The organism is Catenuloplanes nepalensis, assembly GCF_030811575.1.
GTDB classification, from domain to species: Bacteria; Actinomycetota; Actinomycetes; order Mycobacteriales; family Micromonosporaceae; genus Catenuloplanes; species Catenuloplanes nepalensis.
This window is the reverse complement of the sequence record NZ_JAUSRA010000001.1, coordinates 6,846,473-6,861,115: the sequence shown is the minus strand read 5'-3', so window position 1 is coordinate 6,861,115 and position 14,643 is coordinate 6,846,473. Positions and strand designations below refer to the sequence as shown.

Genomic DNA, 14,643 nt, shown 5'->3' with positions numbered 1-14,643 from the left:
GGGCTAGAAGGATTCGATCGTCAGGGAGGTCTGGGGCTGGGCCGGGGTGTGGGTGTCGCTGGCCAGGTAGTCCCAGGCGGCCATGGCGATCATGGCGCCGTTGTCGGTGGACCACTTCAGGGGCGGGAGGCTGAGGCGGACGCCGGCCTCGTCGCAGAGCTGGGCGGCGGCGGCGCGCAGCGGGGGAGAGGCCGCCACCCCACCCACGATGACCAGCGAGGACGACGGATAGGCGGCCAGCGCGCGGCGGCACTTGGCGATCAGCACGTCCATGCAGGCGGCGACGAACGACGCGGCGACGTCCTCGACCTTCCAGTTCTTCTCGGCCTCCAGATAGCGCATGACCGCGCTCTTCAGGCCGGAGAAGGAGAAGTCCAGGCCGTGGTTGATGACCGGGCGCGGGAACGGGATGTTCGGGATGCCGGCGCCGGCCATCCGGTCCACCACGGGGCCGCCGGGGTAGCCGAGGCCGAGCATGCGGGAGACCTTGTCGTAGGCCTCGCCGACCGAGTCGTCGAGCGTGTTGCCGATCAGCTTGATGTCGGACGGGCCGTTCATCCGGGCGAGCAGCGTGTGGCCGCCGGAGACGAGCAGGATCATCGCGGGGAACTCGACGCGCTGTTCCTCCAGGTCGGCGCTGCGCAGGTGGCCGCGGAGGTGGTTGACGCCGACGATCGGCACGCCCCAGCCGGCGGCCAGGCCGGACGCGGTGTCCAGGCCGACCATCAGCGAGCCGATCAGGCCGGGGCCACGGGTGACGCCGATCGCCTCCAGCTCGCGCGGGTTGACGCCGGAGTCCTCGAGCACCATCCGTACCGTCGGAATGATCTTGTTGATGTGGGCCCGGCTGGCGACCTCGGGGTAGACGCCGCCGTAGCGGTTGTGGATGAGCACCTGCGAGGCGACCGCGGACGCGACGACCTGGCCGCGCTCGTCGACGAGGCCGACGGCCGTGTCGTCGCAGGACGTCTCGATGCCGAGGATGAGGCCGTTCGACGTCATGACAGCACCTTCTCGATCTCGTCGGCGGGGATCTGGCCCACGCGCTCGATGCGGGGCGCCGGCAGGTTGCAGTTCACCAGCGTCGACGGTACGGACTGGCGCGGGCCGCCGTCGAGCACCACGTCGGGCTCGCCGTCCAGCATCGCGAGGATGTCTGGGACGGTCTCCGGCGTCTCCTGGGCGTGCGCGTTCGCGCTGGTGACCAGCAGCGGGCCGGTCTCGCGGAGGATGGCCAGCAGCGCCTCCTCCTTCGGGATGCGCACCGCGACCTCGTCCCGCCCGGCCAGCCACTCCGGCGCGGCCGCCGGGTCGACGCCGAACGCGATCGTGATCGGGCCGGGAGCGAACGCGTCCAGCAGCGTGCGCGCGTCCGGCGTGACGACGACGCCGAGCGACGGCAGCTGGTCCACGCCGGCCACCATGACCGGCAGGTTCTTCGCGGCCGGGCGGTTCTTCAGCGAGAAGATCCGGGCCGCGGCCGCGGCACGGCCGGCCGCGACCGCGAGGCCGTAGACGGTGTCCGTCGGCACCAGCGCCACGCCGCCGGCCAGCAGGCTGTCCCGCGCGGCGGCGACGATCTCGGGTGTCACGTCGGTGACGTTGTGCAGGATCACGGAATCTCCCCGGTGAACGGTGGGGTCTGCTCGTTGATCGGGCTCACGAAGTCGGCCGGCGCCCAGTCCGCGTCGGCCGGCGAGGTGACCGTGAGCGTCCAGGTGGCGAGCGAGGACGGGACCTCCACGCCGCTGTCGGTCACGTCGACGCCGGTCAGGAGCGCGCGGGCCTGGTCGCGGAACGCGCCGGCCAGGATCAGCGACGAGTGCGACGCGCGCACCGACTCGCAGATCGACGTGAGCGTGTCGTGCCGCATCAGCGTCGCCTTGCCGTGCTCGTAGACCGCGGCGTAGACGTTGCCCGCGCCCGCGTTGCGCAGGCACAGCACGGGCCGGTCCGGTTTCGGTGCGGCCGTGAACGCCAGCACGCGCAGCCCGTGGATGCCCACGACCTGACGGCCGAGGCTGAAACCCAGGCCGTTGGCGTACGCCACGCCGGCGCGGACCGAGCTGAGGTTGCCCGGACCGAGGTCGACCGCGATCAGCTCGATCTCCGCCGGTGTGCGCCCGGCCGCGGTCAGCACGGTCTCGACCAGGCCGCCGATGCTGGTGAAGGACGGGTCGTCGCGCCTGCGGACGGTCTCCGCACCGTCCAGCGTGACGCCGTAGTTAATCGACGATGTTTCGATCGCCAGCGTGAGACCCATCGGTTTCCTTCGAGATAGCGGCGTGCAGGTCGTCGAGCGCGCCGGTCCACCGGTCGCAGGTGGCGGAGAACGTCAGGGAGCGGCCGTCGGCCTCGTCGGTGGCGACGAACGAGATCGCGAGGTGGCAGGGGAACTCGCCGGCGATCTTCTCGCCCCACTCGATCAGGCTGATCGCGTCGTCCTGGTACTCCGCCAGGCCGAGGTCGCGGTATTCCTCCACGTCCGCCAGCCGGTAGCTGTCCACGTGCAGGATCCGCGACTCCTTGGCCGCGTAGAACTGCGCGAGCGCGAACGTGGGGCTGGTGACCGGGTCGGTGGAGCCCAGTGCTTCGGCGACCGCCTTGACGAACGTGGTCTTGCCCGCGGCCAGGTCGCCGCTGAGCAGCACGATGTCGCCGGGCCTCAGCCGGCCGGCCAGCGCGGTGGCGATCAGCGCTGTCTGAGCCGGCGAGCCGGAGACGACACTGAACTTCTTCATGAACAGATCCCCAAACTCCGAGATAGGCAGACAAGCCTAGTCCGGCCGAAGAGGATCTTCACACCCGCCTCGGGGCGTGTTCGGCGGATCTTCGCCGGCCCGCGGCATGGCCCAGGCGCCGCCCGGACCTCGCCTCGGCTCGACGGGATCCACCACACACGCCCTTACCGGGGTACGCCGCGGGAGGACCGGGCGATGTTCCTGGCCATGCCGCCGAAGACGATGGCGTGGAACGGGAGGACCGCGGCCCAGTACGCATGGCCGGCGAGGCCGTGCGGCAGGAAGACGGCGCGCTGCCGGTAGGTGGACGTGCCGTCCGGGCCGGGCTCGGCGTACATCTCCAGCCAGGCGCGGCCGGGCAGGCGCATCTCCGCGCGCAGGCGCAGCATGCGGCCGGGCACGATCTCCTCGACGCGCCAGAAGTCCAGCGCCTCGCCGACGTAGAGGCGGTGCGGGTCGCGACGGCCGCGGCGCAGGCCGACGCCGCCGGAGAGCGTGTCCAGCCAGCCGCGCGCGGACCAGGCCAGCGGGAACGAGTACCAGCCGTTGTCGCCGCCGATGCCCTCGATCACCCGCCAGAGCGCGTCCGAGGTGGCGCCGACCGGCTGGTCGCGCACGTCGGTGTAGACGCTGCCGCCGGACCAGGCCGGGTCGGTGGGCAGCGGTTCCGCGGACGCGTCCCGCCCGGCCGCGCCGGTCCACCGCGTCTCCACCTGCACGTCACGGACCTTGGCGAGCGCGAGCCGGACCGCCTCGTCGAACGGCGTCGGATCCCATCGGGAAAAGTCCGAAATGTCATTCTCGTGGGCTACCGCCTCGTGGATCAAGCTCTCCACGAGCGGGCGGGCGATCGCATTCGGGACCGGGGTGATCAGGCCGACCCAGTGCGAGGAGAGCCACGGCGTGAGCGCGCGGACCGGGAGCAGCCGGCGGCGGGGGAGTCCGGCGACGCGTGCGTACCGCTGCATCATCTCCGCGTAGGTGAGCACGTCCGGGCCGGCGATGTCGAAGCCGCGGTTGACCTCCGGCGGCAGGCTCGCGGCCTCGATCAGGCGGCGCAGCACGTCCCGTACCGCGATGGGCTGGATCTTGTTCCGGACCCACCGTGGCGTGATCATCACTGGTAGCCGCTCGGTCAGGTAGCGCAGCATCTCGAACGACGCGGAGCCTGATCCGATGATGACGGGTGCGCGGAGCACGGCCGTGGGCACGCCGCTGTCCAGCAGGATCCTGCCGACCTCGGCGCGCGAGCGCAGGTGGGCGGAGTGCACGTCGCCGGTCGGGTCGGGGCCGCCGAGGTAGACGATCCGCCTGACGCCGGCCTTCCGGGCCGCCTCCGCGAAGTTGCGGGCCGCGACCCGGTCCATCTCCTCGAAGCCGCGCCGGCCGAGCGAGTGGATCAGGTAGTAGGCGACGTCGACGCCCTCCAGCGCGGCGTCGAGCGTGGCCGGCTCGCTGACGTCGCCCTCCGCGACCTCCACCCGCGACGCCCACGGCACGTCGCGCAGCCGGTTCGCGTTCCGGGCCAGGCAACGCACCCGGAAACCGGCCGCGACCAGGCGTGGCGCGAGGCGTCCGCCGATGTATCCGGTCGCGCCGGTGACCAGGCAGAGTGCGTCGGGTTGCATGAGAACCAGGATTGCCCCCGGACGGCGTGCTAAACGGACCTAGACTCGGGTTCTGACCTGCCGGGTAAGAGCGGGGTGCGGCATGAACGAGCTTGCGAGTGAATCATCGGCTCAGCGCCGGCCACCGCGTGACCGCAGCGTTGGGGGAAGTCCGGCATGACCGAGACCTTCTGGGGCCCGGACTTCGACGCCCTGCACGAGACCGACCCCGAGCTGGCCGAGGTGCTGCTGTCCGAGCTGCACCGGCTGCGTGACGGGCTCCAGTTGATAGCGAGCGAGAACCTGACGTCGCCGGCCGTGCTGGCCGCGATGGGTTCCACGCTGAGCAACAAGTACGCGGAGGGCTACCCGGGACACCGGTACTACGGCGGGTGCGGCCCGGCGGACCGGGCCGAGGAGCTGGCGGTGAGCCGCGCGAAGGACCTGTTCGGCGCGGACCACGTGAACGTGCAGCCGCACTCCGGCGCGTCCGCGATCATGGCGGCCTACGCGGCGCTGGTGCAGCCGGGCGACCCGGTGCTGGCGATGGACCTGCCACTCGGCGGCCACCTCACGCACGGCAGCAAGGTCAACTTCTCCGGGAAGTGGTTCAATCCCATCGGGTACGGGCTGCGCCGGGACACCGAGCTGATCGACTACGACGAGGTCCGCGACCTGGCCCGCGCGCACCGGCCCCGGATGATCATTTGCGGCGCCACGGCGTACCCCCGGAACATCGATTTTCGGATCTTCCGGGAGATCGCGGACGAGGTCGGCGCCTACCTGATGGTGGACGCGGCCCACTTCATCGGGCTGGTCGCCGGCCGGGCCATCCCGTCTCCGGTCCCGTACGCGGACGTGGTCTGCGCGACCACGCACAAGGTGCTGCGCGGCCCGCGCGGCGGCATGATCCTCTGCCGGGAGGGGTTGGCCGCGCGGATCGACAAGGCGGTCTTCCCGTTCACCCAGGGCGGCCCGCTGATGCACGCGGTCGCGGCCAAGGCCGTCGCGTTCCGCGAGGCCCAGATGCCGGAATTCCAGGGGTACGTCAAGCAGGTGGTCAAGAACGCGCAGGCGCTCGCGGCCGGCCTGGACACCGAGGGCGCGCGATGCGTGACCGGCGGCACCGACACGCACCTCGCGGTCGCGGACCTCACCGCGCTCGGCGTCACCGGCCGGGACGCGGAGGAACGCTGCGACCTGGCCCGGATCACACTCAACAAGAACGCGATCCCCTACGACACGCAGAAGCCCACGGTGGCGTCCGGCATCCGGATCGGCACCCCCTGCATCACCACGCAGGGGATGGAGGAGGGCACCTCACGGCAGATCGCGGGGCTGATCGGCCGGGCCGTGCGGTCCGACCCGGGCACCGCGGCCGGGCTCGCCGCGCTGCACGAGGTTGCCGACGAGGTCACCGCGCTGGTCCACCGGTTCCCCGCCTACGCCCGGCCCGCCGCCACGGTCTGACCGTCGCTCCGGCCGGCGCGTGCTGAGCAGGCTGGTCGCGGTCACGGCGGCGAGCACGGCCACGATCACGCCGAGCGAGAGCACGGTCGGGATCTCCGGCACCCAGGACCAGATGCCGTGCGCCCAGTGCAGCAGCAGCTTCACGCCGATGAACGCCAGGATGACGCCGAGGCCGTAGTTGAGGTGCCGCAGCCGGCCCAGCGCGTCGTGCAGCACGAAGTAGAGCGCGCGCAGGCCGAGCAGCGCGAACGCGTTCGTGGCGAGCACCAGGTAGGGGTCCTCGGTCACGCCGTAGACGGCCGGCACCGAGTCGACCGCGAAGACGACGTCGGTCATGAAGATCGCGGTGACCACCAGCGCGGCCGGGGTCAGCGCGCGCCGCCCGTCGACCCGGGTGACGAGCTTGAACCCGTCGTACTCCCTGGTCACCGGCAGCCAGCGGCGCAGCAGCTTGACCGTGCGCATGTCGTCGACGTCGAGCGTCGCCTCCGGGCCCGCGCCGGCCTCGCGCAGCACCCGGATCGCGGTCCACACCAGCACGGCGCCGAACAGCAGGAACACCCAGGTGCCGGTGGCCAGCGCGCCGGCGCCGAGCGCGATGAAGACGGCGCGCAGCAGCAGCGCGCCGACGATGCCGTAGAGCAGCACCCGCTGGGCGAGCGCGGGCGGCACCGCGAACGAGGCCAGCAGCAGCATGAAGACGAAGAGGTTGTCCACCGACAGCGACTTCTCCACCACGAAGCCGGTGAGGAACTCGATCGCGGGCGTACCGCCGTACACCCACCAGAGGAAGCCACAGAAGACGAACGGAAGGGCCAGGTAGAAAGCGGTCCAGCGGAGCGCCTCGCCCATCGCCACCTCGTGCGGGCGCCGGGTGAGCCAGACGTCCACGGCGAGCAGGGCCAGCAGCCCGATGATGGTGGCGGCCCAGAGGCCGGGGGACGCGATCGAGTCCAGAGGGTGCACGGCAACTCCTCGAACGTTCACCGTCCGAGGTCTCCCCCACCCGCCGATTCGCGGGCGACCCGCCGGGGACCCTGTCGGAGGATCCGTACTGACCGGCGTGCGCTTCTCGGGGTACTCCCCTCGCTGCGTCGATGGTAGCGGTTTCGACCGGGCTGAATGGTAACCAGATCGCGGGATCTTGGTTACGCTCAGTAGATAGGGTGATCGGAGGTGGCGATGATGCTGCTCGACGTTCTGGTGGCCATATTTCTGCTGCTCTGCCTCGGCATCAGCTGTGCGGCGGTGTCATCCGGGCACGGGATGCACCGGCGGCATCGCTAGAGCCGGTAGTCTCGCTGGCCGAGGGTGCTGCCATGGCTGGGGAGACGATGATCGTTCGGTTGGGCCACATCCGGTGGCCGCTCGCCGCGACCGCGGTGCTGGCCGTGGTGCTCGCCGTGGCCGGTCAGCTGGTCGACGGCGGTCCCGGGCTGCTGGGCGCGCTGCTCGGGGTCGGGCTGATGGCCGGCGGCTATCTGGTGTCCAATCTGGCGATCGCGTGGGCCGACTCGGTGATGCCGAAGCTGGTGCTGACCGTGGGACTGGCCACCTACGTCTTCAAGATCTCGCTGCTCGGCATATTGCTGCTGGTGGTCATCGATCGCGACTGGGCCGGCGTGCGGATGACGACGATCGGCATGGTGTGTGCCCTGATGATCTGGATAACCGCGCAGATCTGGTCCACGATGCGCGCTCCGGCCGTACCGCCCGGTGCCGTGTCGGACTAGGTCCTTCAGGTGACCGTTGTCGGAAATCAGCGAGTCCTCTCCCGGTGGCGTGTGACGGGGAGTACGGTGTCTCACGATGAGCCGGGACCCCGTGAGGACCGCACAACGGAGTTGTGCGGGGGGTGAGTCCTAGCCTCCTGCCCGTGGCTGATATTGTCGCCGCGTCATGGCCGATGACCCTTCACCCAAAGCTCCTGAGCCCAACTCGGGGGCCGATGCCGGTTGGTCGGCGGTCGGTTACCTGTTGGGCGGCATGATCGTCTGGGGTGGCGCGGGCTGGCTGCTGGATCGCTGGCTCGGCCTGCCGGACGTGGGGCTGCTGATCGGGCTGATCGGCGGCACCATCGCCGGGGTTTATCTGATCGTGAAGAGGCTGGGCGCGTGAACGGCCCCGACCGACGGAGGATGCGTTGAGTAAGTCCCCGCACGTTCTCGCCGCGGAGTTTCCGCCCGGAGTGGAGAGCTTCGACTTTCCGACTCTGATTCCGGCGCTCGAAGGCACGATGTGGGCGCAGGCTTTCACGAAGGTCACGCTGCTGGTGTGGCTCTCGGTGGCCATCCTCATCGTGTTCTTCCTGGTGACCTACCGTGCCCCGAAGATCGTGCCCACCAAGGGCCAGTGGCTCGCGGAGTCGATCTACGGTTTCGTCCGGGACGGCATCGCCAAGGACATCATCGGCAACAAGCACGGCGCGCGCTTCGCGCCGTACCTGACGACGCTGTTCGTCTTCATTCTTCTGAACAATCTGTGGGGCATCGTCCCGTTCGCACAGATTTCACCTAACTCGCATATTGCGTTCCCGATCGTGCTCGCCGGCTTCACCTACGTCATCTACATTGCCGTCGGCATCAGGACGCAGGGTCTCGGGCAGTACGTGAAGAACAGCATCTGGGTGTCCGGCGCTCCGCTCTGGGTGCAGCCGATCCTGGTGCCGATCGAGCTGTTCCAGGTGGTCCTGCTCCGGCCGGCCACGCTGGCGATCCGACTTTTCGCGAACATGTTCGCCGGCCACATGATCCTGCTGGTGTTCACGCTCGGTGGTGTCGCCCTGATGAACGCGGAAGCGGTGTTCCTCAAGCCGGTCGCGCTCCTCAGCTGGGGAATGGCGATCGTGATGACGCTCTTCGAATTGTTCATCCTCGCGCTGCAGGCGTACGTCTTCACGCTGCTGACCGCCACCTACCTGCAGAGTTCGGTGGACCCGGCGCACTGATCCGCGCTTTCGCAGTCCCAAGCCTTGCAAAGCAGTGTTCGCCTTAATCGTTCGCGTAAGTCGTACGCGGCAACTCAGGAGGATTCAACAGCATGACCGACACCGTCACCTACCTGGCCGAGATCTCCGGCAACATCAACGTGGTCGGCTACGGCATCGCCGCCCTCGGCCCGGGTATCGGCGTGGGCCTGGTCTTCGCCGCCTACATCCAGGCGACCGCGCGTCAGCCCGAGACCGCCGGCCTGACCCGCGTCTACATGTTCATGGGCTTCGCCGTGGTCGAGGCGCTCGCGCTGCTCGGCCTGGTTCTCGCGTTCGCACAGCAGGGCTGAGCGGACTCGTCGACGGCCGCAGGGCCGACTCGGTGATCGGCGGGAACGACGGATCACCGGCCAGATGGGAGTGTTATGAAACTTAATCTCGCTGCTGATGCTGCTGAGGAGCACGGCAACATCCTGTTGCCGCCGGTCTCCGAAATCATCGTCGGTCTCGTTGCGTTCGCCGTGATCCTGTTCATCCTGGCCAAGTTCGTCTTCCCGCGCATGGAGGAGACGTTCAAGGCCCGGGTCGACGCCATCGAGGGCGGCATCGCCCGGGCGGAGACCGCGCAGGCCGAGGCGAACGAGCTGCTCGAGCAGTACCGCGCGCAGCTCGCCGAGGCACGGACCGAGGCCGCTCGGATAAGGGACGAGGCGCGTGCCGACGCCGAGGCGATCCGTCAGGACGTCCTGGCCAAGGCCCGTGAGGAGTCCGACCGCATCATCGCCGCCGGGCAGGACAACCTGCGCACGCAGCGCGAGCAGCTCGTCCGCGAGCTGCGGTCCGAGATCGGCACGCTCGCCGTGGACCTGGCCGGTCGCATCGTGGGCGAGTCGCTCGCCGACGAGGCGCGCAGCCGGGGCACCGTCGAGCGCTTCATCGCCGAGATCGACGCGCCCGCCGCGTCGGGGGGTCGGCGCTGATGTCGATCGGCAACCGCGAGTCCTATGCCGCGGCGACTGACGCACTGACCGCGTACGCCGCCACGGCGTCCGCGGCGGACGTCGCCGCGCTGGGCGACGAGCTGCTCGCGGTCGCGGGTCTGCTCTCCGGTGAGCCGCGGCTGCGTCGTGCGCTGTCCGACTCGTCCATGCCGGCCGCGCAGCGCGCCGAGCTGGCCGGCGGGCTGCTGACCGGCAAGGTCTCCGCGCCCACGCTCACGGTGGCGACCGCGCTCGTCTCCGCGCGCTGGTCCACGCCGAGCGAGTTCCTCACCGCCGTCGAGCAGACCGGGGTGAACGCGCTGCTGTCCGGCGCGTCCGCGGCCGGCGAGCTGGGCGAGGTGGAGGACGAGCTGTTCCGGTTCAGCAAGATCGTCACCGGGGAGAAGGCGCTCGCCGGTGCCCTCGGCGACACCTCCGTCCCGGCCTCGCGCCGGGCGGAGCTGGTCCGGGAGCTGCTCGGCGGCAAGGCGAAGCCGGTGACGGTCCGCCTCGTCGAGGTGGCCCTGTCCGGGTTCGGCGGCCGCGGTTTCGTGGCGTCGCTGGATCGCCTGATCGAGCTGGCCGCGGACCGTCAGGACCGCGACCTCGCGTACGTGACCGTCGCGCGCCCGCTCGCCGAGGCCGACGAGGCGGCGCTCGCCGCCAAGTTGTCCGAGCTGTACGGCCGGGGCGTGTCCCTCAAGGTCACGGTCGACCCGGCGATCGTCGGCGGGATCAGCGTCCGGGTCGGTTCCGACCTGTACGACGGCACGATCCTGCGGCGGCTCACCGAAGCCCGCAAGGCATTCGCCAAGTAGGTCCGTTCCCTCGGAAGCCCCTTCATTGCGGTGGGGACGGCACCGAGACGACAGTTTGGAAGGCTGAGGATGGCCGAGCTGACCATCTCCTCGGATGAGATCCGGGGTGCGCTCGAGCGCTATGTTTCGTCCTACACGCCCGAGGTCTCCCGCGAGGAGGTCGGCATCGTCAGCGATGCGGGCGACGGAATCGCACACGTCCAGGGCCTGCCCTCGACGATGGCGAATGAGCTCCTGGAGTTCGAGGACGGCACCCTGGGTGTCTCCCTGAACCTGGAGGCGCGTGAGATCGGTGTCGTCGTCCTGGGCGACTTCACCGGCATCGAGGAGGGCCAGCCGGTCAAGCGGACCGGCCGCGTCCTCTCCGTGCCGGTCGGCGACGGCTTCCTGGGCCGCGTCGTCAACGCGCTCGGCGAGCCGATCGACGACAAGGGCGACATCGAGACCGACGGTTTCCGCGAGCTGGAGCTCCAGGCGCCGAACGTCATGTCGCGGCAGCCCGTCAAGGAGCCGCTGCAGACCGGCATCAAGGCCATCGACTCGATGACCGCGATCGGCCGGGGTCAGCGTCAGCTGATCATCGGTGACCGCAAGACCGGCAAGACCACGGTCGCGCTCGACGCGATCCTGAACCAGCGTGACAACTGGCTCTCCGGCGACCCGAAGAAGCAGGTCCGCTGCATCTACGTCGCCATCGGCCAGAAGGCCACGACCATCGCCACGGTCAAGGGCATCCTCGAGGAGAAGGGGGCGATGGAGTACACCACCATCGTCGCCGCCCCCGCGGACGCACCGGCCGGCTTCAAGTACATCGCGCCGTACGCCGGTTCCTCGATCGGCCAGCACTGGATGTACAACGGCAAGCACGTTCTGATCGTCTTCGACGACCTGAGCAAGCAGGCCGAGGCCTACCGTGCCATCTCGCTGCTGCTGCGCCGCCCGCCGGGCCGCGAGGCGTACCCCGGTGACGTCTTCTACCTGCACTCCCGCCTGCTGGAGCGCTGCGCGAAGCTCTCCGACGAGCTGGGCGCGGGCTCGATGACCGGTCTGCCGATCATCGAGACCAAGGCGTCGGACATCTCGGCGTTCATCCCGACCAACGTCATCTCGATCACGGACGGCCAGATCTTCCTGGAGTCCGACCTGTTCAACTCCGGTGTTCGCCCGGCCATCAACGTGGGCACCTCGGTGTCCCGGGTCGGCGGCGCGGCGCAGGTCAAGGGCCTCAAGGGTGTCGCCGGCCGGCTGCGTCTCGACCTGGCGCAGTACCGCGAGCTGGAGGCGTTCTCCGCCTTCGCCTCCGACCTGGACAAGGCTTCCCGCAACCAGCTCGCGCGTGGTGCCCGCCTGGTCGAGCTGCTCAAGCAGCCGCAGTACTCGCCGTACCCGGTCGAGGACGAGACGATCTCCATCTGGGCCGGTACCACCGGGGAGCTGGACGACGTCGAGATCGCTGACGTGAGCCGGTTCGAGCGTGAGCTGCTGCAGTGGCTGCGTCAGCACCGTGCGGACACGGTCACCGGCATCGCGTCGACCGGCAAGCTGTCGGACGACGCGATCGAGTCGCTGAAGTCGGGCGTGGCCGAGTTCAAGCAGCTCTTCCAGAGCGGCGCCACCGGCACCCGGGTGAACGAGGCTCCGGCCGAGGCACTCGGTGACGACAAGGTCTCCCGCGAGACCGTCACCCGGCACGTCGACTCGGACGAGAAGTAGTCATGGCCGGTCAGGTACAGGCGCTGCGCCGTAAGGTCCGCTCGGTCCGGTCCACCAAGAAGATCGCCAAGGCGCAGGAGCTGGTCGCGACCAGCAAGATCGCCAAGGCACAGGAGCGGCAGTCCGCGGCCAAGCCGTACGCGGAGGCGATCACCGGCGTGCTCACCGAGCTCGCCTCGAACGCCAGCATCGACCACCCGCTGTTGCAGGCCCGTCCCCGGGTCCTGCGGGCGGGCGTGCTGCTCATCACCAGTGACCGGGGCCTGGCCGGCGCCTACAACGCCAACGCGATCCGGACGGCCGAAGGTCTGATCTCGCGGCTCCGGGCGGACAACAAGGACGTGACGCTGTACGTGGTGGGCCGCAAGGCTCTCTCGTACTACACGTTCCGCGGCCGTCCGGTCGAGGCGAGCTGGACCGGTTTCTCCGGCGAGCCCACGTTCGCGGACGCCCGCAAGATCGGTGAGAGCCTGCTGGCCGCGTTCGAGGCCGGCGCGGACGACACCGAGTCGACCTACGGCCCGGACGGCATTCACGGCGTGGACGAGATCCACATCGTGAGCACCCAGTTCAAGTCGCTGATGACCCAGTCCGCCGGCTCGCGCTTCCTCGCGCCGATGCAGGTGGAGGAGAAGAAGCGCGAGAGCGGACCGCGTCCGGCGTACGAGTTCGAGCCGGAGCCGGAGGAGATGCTCGGCGCGCTCCTGCCGAAGTACATCAACACGCGCATCTACGCGGCGTTGCTGGACTCGGCGGCGAGCGAGTGGGCAGCCCGCCGGCGGGCGATGAAGAGCGCCTCGGACAACGCGGACGAGCTGCTCAAGACCTACACACGCGAGATGAACTCCGCGCGGCAGGCCGCGATCACCCAGGAGATCAGTGAGATCGTCGGCGGCGCCAACGCGCTGGCGGCGGCGGGAAGTGATGAGTGATGACAGTTAGTGCTGCACCGGTGAACGGTGCGCCGCAGACCGCCGTGGGTCGCGTCGTCCGGGTCATCGGCCCGGTCGTCGACGCCGAGTTCCCGCGTGACGCGATGCCGGAGATCTACAACGCGCTGCACGTCGAGGTGACCCTCTCCTCGGGTGCCAAGACGCTGACCCTCGAGGTCGCGCAGCACCTGGGCAACAACATCGTCCGGGCGATCTCGATGGCGCCGACCGACGGCCTGGTCCGCGGCGCCGAGGTCAAGGACACCGGCGCGGGCATCTCGGTGCCGGTCGGTGACGTGACCCGCGGCCACGTGTTCAACGCGCTCGGCGAGTTCCTCAACGCCGACGAGTCGACGCTGGAGATCACGGAGCGCTGGCCGATCCACCGCAAGGCCCCGGCCTTCGCGGACCTCGAGCCGAAGACCGAGATGCTGGAGACCGGCATCAAGGTGCTGGACCTGCTCACCCCGTACGTGCGTGGTGGCAAGATCGGCCTCTTCGGCGGCGCGGGCGTGGGCAAGACGGTGCTCATCCAGGAGATGATCATCCGTGTCGCCCGCAACTTCGGCGGTACCTCCGTCTTCGCCGGCGTCGGCGAGCGGACCCGTGAGGGCAACGACCTCATCCTGGAGATGGACGAGGGCGGCGTGCTCGACAAGACCGCGCTGGTCTTCGGCCAGATGGACGAGCCGCCGGGCACCCGTCTGCGGGTCGCGCTGTCCGCGCTGACCATGGCGGAGTACTTCCGCGACGTCCAGAACCAGGAGGTGCTGCTCTTCATCGACAACATCTTCCGGTTCACCCAGGCGGGTTCCGAGGTGTCCACGCTGCTCGGCCGCATGCCGTCCGCCGTGGGTTACCAGCCCAACCTGGCGGACGAGATGGGTCTGCTGCAGGAGCGCATCACGTCGGTCCGGGGCAAGGCCATCACCTCGCTCCAGGCGATCTACGTGCCCGCGGACGACTACACCGACCCGGCGCCGGCCACCACGTTCGCCCACCTGGACGCGACGACCAACCTCGAGCGGTCGATCTCGGACAAGGGCATCTACCCGGCCGTGGACCCGCTGGCCTCCAGCTCGCGGCTGCTCGCGCCGGAGTTCGTCGGCCAGGAGCACTACTCGGTCGCCCGTGAGGTGCAGCGAATCCTGCAGAAGTACAAGGATCTGCAGGACATCATCGCGATCCTCGGCATGGACGAGCTGTCCGAGGAGGACAAGGTCACGGTGGGGCGCGCCCGCCGGATCGAGCGCTTCCTCTCGCAGAACACCTACGCCGCCGAGCAGTTCACCGGCGTCGCGGGCTCGACGGTTCCGCTGAAGGAGACCATCGAGTCGTTCAAGAAGATCTCCGAGGGTGAGTACGACCACTTCCCCGAGCAGGCGTTCTTCATGTGCGGCGGTCTCGAGGACCTCGAGCGCAACGCGCACGAGCTGATGAAGTAACCAGCTCC

Annotated in this window: 15 protein-coding genes and 1 pseudogene; 10 read left to right on the top strand and 6 right to left on the bottom strand. The window is 69.6% G+C overall.

The features are described 5' to 3' along the window. Positions 1-3 precede the first annotated feature (3 nt). From tsaD to J2S43_RS29405, 5 genes are all read right to left on the bottom strand, one after another. Complete coding sequence (gene tsaD / locus J2S43_RS29425) at positions 4-1,002, bottom strand: tRNA (adenosine(37)-N6)-threonylcarbamoyltransferase complex transferase subunit TsaD (protein ID WP_306834726.1); 999 nt, start codon at positions 1,000-1,002, stop codon at positions 4-6. After that, complete coding sequence (locus J2S43_RS29420) at positions 999-1,616, bottom strand: L-threonylcarbamoyladenylate synthase (RefSeq protein ID WP_306834724.1); 618 nt, start codon at positions 1,614-1,616, stop codon at positions 999-1,001. Before J2S43_RS29420 ends, tsaD begins: the two co-directional genes overlap by 4 nt. Beyond that, positions 1,613-2,263, bottom strand: coding sequence for a tRNA (adenosine(37)-N6)-threonylcarbamoyltransferase complex dimerization subunit type 1 TsaB (gene tsaB, locus J2S43_RS29415; protein WP_306834722.1), 651 nt, complete (start codon positions 2,261-2,263; stop codon positions 1,613-1,615). Before tsaB ends, J2S43_RS29420 begins: the two co-directional genes overlap by 4 nt. Next, positions 2,226-2,741 (bottom strand): tRNA (adenosine(37)-N6)-threonylcarbamoyltransferase complex ATPase subunit type 1 TsaE, encoded by a 516-nt coding sequence (gene tsaE, locus J2S43_RS29410; protein WP_306834720.1) that lies wholly within the window; start codon positions 2,739-2,741, stop codon positions 2,226-2,228. The genes tsaB and tsaE overlap by 38 nt, the downstream gene beginning before the upstream one ends. A gap of 164 nt (positions 2,742-2,905) precedes the next feature. Beyond that, positions 2,906-4,369, bottom strand: coding sequence for an SDR family oxidoreductase (locus J2S43_RS29405; RefSeq protein ID WP_306834718.1), 1,464 nt, complete (start codon positions 4,367-4,369; stop codon positions 2,906-2,908). Positions 4,370-4,525: 156 nt separating this feature from the next. On the opposite strand from J2S43_RS29405, the pseudogene glyA reads away from it, so the two are divergent. Continuing rightward, positions 4,526-5,734 (top strand): annotated as a pseudogene (gene glyA / locus J2S43_RS29400) (serine hydroxymethyltransferase); the annotation flags it as partial. On the opposite strand, the gene J2S43_RS29395 reads toward glyA, so the two are convergent. Next, a complete protein-coding gene (locus tag J2S43_RS29395) occupies positions 5,669-6,784 on the bottom strand; it encodes a TerC family protein (RefSeq protein WP_306834716.1) in 1,116 nt (371 codons plus the stop codon). The pseudogene glyA and the gene J2S43_RS29395 sit on opposite strands and share 66 nt — an antisense overlap. A gap of 368 nt (positions 6,785-7,152) precedes the next feature. Here J2S43_RS29395 and J2S43_RS29390 point away from each other — a divergent pair, with 368 nt between their 5' ends. The 9 genes from J2S43_RS29390 (at position 7,153) to atpD (ending at position 14,635) form a co-directional block, all read left to right on the top strand. Continuing rightward, a complete protein-coding gene (locus tag J2S43_RS29390) occupies positions 7,153-7,551 on the top strand; it encodes a Cg1360 family ATP-synthase-associated protein (protein WP_306834714.1) in 399 nt (132 codons plus the stop codon). A gap of 166 nt (positions 7,552-7,717) precedes the next feature. After that, positions 7,718-7,936 carry an AtpZ/AtpI family protein gene (locus J2S43_RS29385; protein ID WP_306834712.1) on the top strand — a complete coding sequence of 73 codons (219 nt, stop codon included), beginning with the start codon at positions 7,718-7,720 and terminating at the stop codon, positions 7,934-7,936. Positions 7,937-7,961: 25 nt separating this feature from the next. After that, complete coding sequence (atpB, locus tag J2S43_RS29380) at positions 7,962-8,765, top strand: F0F1 ATP synthase subunit A (RefSeq protein ID WP_306834710.1); 804 nt, start codon at positions 7,962-7,964, stop codon at positions 8,763-8,765. 92 nt (positions 8,766-8,857) lie between these two features. Further along, positions 8,858-9,097 carry an ATP synthase F0 subunit C gene (atpE, locus tag J2S43_RS29375; protein WP_306834708.1) on the top strand — a complete coding sequence of 80 codons (240 nt, stop codon included), beginning with the start codon at positions 8,858-8,860 and terminating at the stop codon, positions 9,095-9,097. Between the two features lie 75 nt (positions 9,098-9,172). Next, a complete protein-coding gene (locus J2S43_RS29370) occupies positions 9,173-9,727 on the top strand; it encodes a F0F1 ATP synthase subunit B (protein WP_306834706.1) in 555 nt (184 codons plus the stop codon). Then, positions 9,724-10,545, top strand: a complete 822-nt coding sequence (locus J2S43_RS29365; protein WP_306839524.1) for a F0F1 ATP synthase subunit delta — start codon at positions 9,724-9,726, stop codon at positions 10,543-10,545. Before J2S43_RS29370 ends, J2S43_RS29365 begins: the two co-directional genes overlap by 4 nt. 69 nt (positions 10,546-10,614) lie before the next feature. Next, positions 10,615-12,258 carry a F0F1 ATP synthase subunit alpha gene (gene atpA, locus J2S43_RS29360; protein ID WP_306834704.1) on the top strand — a complete coding sequence of 548 codons (1,644 nt, stop codon included), beginning with the start codon at positions 10,615-10,617 and terminating at the stop codon, positions 12,256-12,258. 2 nt (positions 12,259-12,260) lie between these two features. Next, positions 12,261-13,190, top strand: coding sequence for a F0F1 ATP synthase subunit gamma (locus J2S43_RS29355; protein WP_306834703.1), 930 nt, complete (start codon positions 12,261-12,263; stop codon positions 13,188-13,190). Continuing rightward, positions 13,190-14,635, top strand: a complete 1,446-nt coding sequence (atpD, locus tag J2S43_RS29350; protein ID WP_306834698.1) for a F0F1 ATP synthase subunit beta — start codon at positions 13,190-13,192, stop codon at positions 14,633-14,635. Before J2S43_RS29355 ends, atpD begins: the two co-directional genes overlap by 1 nt. Positions 14,636-14,643: the final 8 nt, after the last annotated feature.

Bases quoted from the DNA above. Each gene is read 5' to 3' on its own strand.
- tsaD (WP_306834726.1), bottom strand. From the start codon at position 1,002: ATGACGTCGAACGGCCTCATCCTCGGCATCGAGACGTCCTGCGACGAC.
- tsaB (WP_306834722.1), bottom strand. From the start codon at position 2,263: ATGGGTCTCACGCTGGCGATCGAAACATCGTCGATTAACTACGGCGTC.
- tsaE (WP_306834720.1), bottom strand. From the start codon at position 2,741: ATGAAGAAGTTCAGTGTCGTCTCCGGCTCGCCGGCTCAGACAGCGCTG.
- J2S43_RS29405 (WP_306834718.1), bottom strand. From the start codon at position 4,369: ATGCAACCCGACGCACTCTGCCTGGTCACCGGCGCGACCGGATACATC.
- J2S43_RS29390 (WP_306834714.1), top strand. From the start codon at position 7,153: ATGATCGTTCGGTTGGGCCACATCCGGTGGCCGCTCGCCGCGACCGCG.
- J2S43_RS29385 (WP_306834712.1), top strand. From the start codon at position 7,718: ATGGCCGATGACCCTTCACCCAAAGCTCCTGAGCCCAACTCGGGGGCC.
- atpE (WP_306834708.1), top strand. From the start codon at position 8,858: ATGACCGACACCGTCACCTACCTGGCCGAGATCTCCGGCAACATCAAC.
- J2S43_RS29370 (WP_306834706.1), top strand. From the start codon at position 9,173: ATGAAACTTAATCTCGCTGCTGATGCTGCTGAGGAGCACGGCAACATC.
- atpA (WP_306834704.1), top strand. From the start codon at position 10,615: ATGGCCGAGCTGACCATCTCCTCGGATGAGATCCGGGGTGCGCTCGAG.
- J2S43_RS29355 (WP_306834703.1), top strand. From the start codon at position 12,261: ATGGCCGGTCAGGTACAGGCGCTGCGCCGTAAGGTCCGCTCGGTCCGG.
- atpD (WP_306834698.1), top strand. From the start codon at position 13,190: ATGACAGTTAGTGCTGCACCGGTGAACGGTGCGCCGCAGACCGCCGTG.